Raw genomic sequence first — 1,818 nt, 5'->3', positions numbered from 1 at the left:
TGTGAACCAGGAACGTCCGTTCATGGCACGAGGCGGACCTAAGCCGACCTTCTGTAATGGGAGCGTGAAGCGGACCTTTACACGACCACGCTTTAAGACCGTACCTACCTAACCGGACCAATGTTACGCCCACGGCTCTCCGCGGAACCGTAGATGACCGCACCCAGTTTACAGCCACGGTACCTTGGATAAAGCCACGCTCCTGCCAAAGGACGAGATATGCAGCGCGTCGGGACGACGGAGAGGACAGCAGTGCGAGTCTTGCAGCCTGGTCATACATGCTGGCGAATCGAGCAGGCCGATCGGGTTGCCCTCATCGTCGATGCCGCCGAGTACTTCCGGGCCGCCCGATCCGCCATGCTCAAGGCGCAGCATTCCATCTTCCTGATCGGCTGGGACTTCGATACCCGCATCGACCTCGACCCGACCGACGGAACGGACGAATATCCCAGGCTTCTCGGAGCGTTCCTGACGTGGCTTGCCGACACCAGGCCGGGCCTTCACATCAACATCCTGAAGTGGGATCTCGGCACAGTGAAGGCCCTGTGGCGGGGTACGACCCTTTTCCGCGTGGCCCAATGGGCTTTGCACGAGCGCATCACCTTCAAACTGGATGGTGCTCACCCGCCCGGCGCAGCGCACCACCACAAAATCGTTGTGATCGATGATGCCATCGCGTTCTGTGGCGGCATCGACATGACCGGCGACCGTTGGGACACATCAGAGCACCGTGATGATGATCCCCGCCGTCGTCGTCCTTTCACGCGTCGCGCCTACGGGCCATGGCATGACGCCACCACGGCGGTCAGCGGACCGGCGGCCAAGGCCCTAGGCGATCACGCCCGTGAGCGCTGGGAGCGAGCGTCAGGGGAGATCCTGGCGCCGCCACCGACGGGCTCAGACCCGTGGCCCGAGGGCTTGCCTGTCGACATGAACGACGTGGCAGTCGCAATCGCCCGAACCATCCCAGCCTACGACACCCAGGCTGAGGTGCGCGAGATCGAAGCCCTGTGCTTTACCGCGATCGCGGCCGCCCGCAGAAGCGTTTACCTCGAGAGCCAGTACTTCGCCTCACGTGCCATTGCGGAAGCCATTGCGCAGCGCCTCAGCGAGCCGGATGGACCCGAGTTCGTGATCATCAACCCTGAATCGGCGGAAGGCTGGCTTGAGGAGGAGGCCATGGGCTCAGCGCGGGCCCGTCTCCTGGCCATACTCGGGCGCCGCGACTGCTTCGGGCGCCTGCGGGTGTATACGCCCGTTACGGAGGGTGGGCAGCCGATCTACGTTCATGCCAAGATCATGATCGTCGACGACCGTCTGCTGCGGGTGGGGTCGTCCAACCTGAACAACCGCTCCATGGGCTACGACACCGAGTGCGACCTTGCATTTGAGACGGATGACGACGCGGACGTAGCCCACGTGATCCGGAGCTTTCGGGCCAGGCTGCTGGCGGAGCATCTTGGCAGGTCGCCGGAGCAGGTTACCGCTATCGTGGCCGAGCGGCGATCTCTGATCGCGGCAATCGAGGTGCTCTCGGGGCCTGGGCGCTCTCTCCGGCCATTCGATCCACCCGAAATCAACGATGCCGAGAAGGCGCTGGCAGATAACGAGCTCCTCGATCCGGAGCGTCCGCGTACCCTCTGGCAGGCCCTGTCCCGGCCTTACCTGGCCATCCTGAGATGATGACGATGAGCGTCATCGCGTCTGCCAAGTCCGGTATGTCGCCCTCTGGCACATTTGCGAAGTAGACTGGATGTCCGCTTCGGCACGGAACAAGAGACACTCCTAAAGTGATGGCAATTTCCTTGTGTGACCCAA

Annotated in this window: 1 protein-coding gene; it reads left to right on the top strand. The window is 62.8% G+C overall.

Annotated features, from left to right (window positions below):
• The first annotated feature begins 252 nt into the window (after nt 1-252).
• Complete coding sequence (locus DRB19_RS29500; RefSeq protein WP_245439920.1) at nt 253-1,683, top strand: phospholipase D-like domain-containing protein; 1,431 nt, start codon at nt 253-255, stop codon at nt 1,681-1,683.
• Nucleotides 1,684-1,818: the final 135 nt, after the last annotated feature.

It is taken from the genome of Microvirga aerophila, assembly GCF_003332305.1.
Lineage (GTDB): Bacteria > Pseudomonadota > Alphaproteobacteria > Rhizobiales > Beijerinckiaceae > Microvirga > Microvirga aerophila.
Note: the sequence above shows the minus strand (reverse complement) of the source record. Positions and strands in the feature narration are given on the sequence as shown.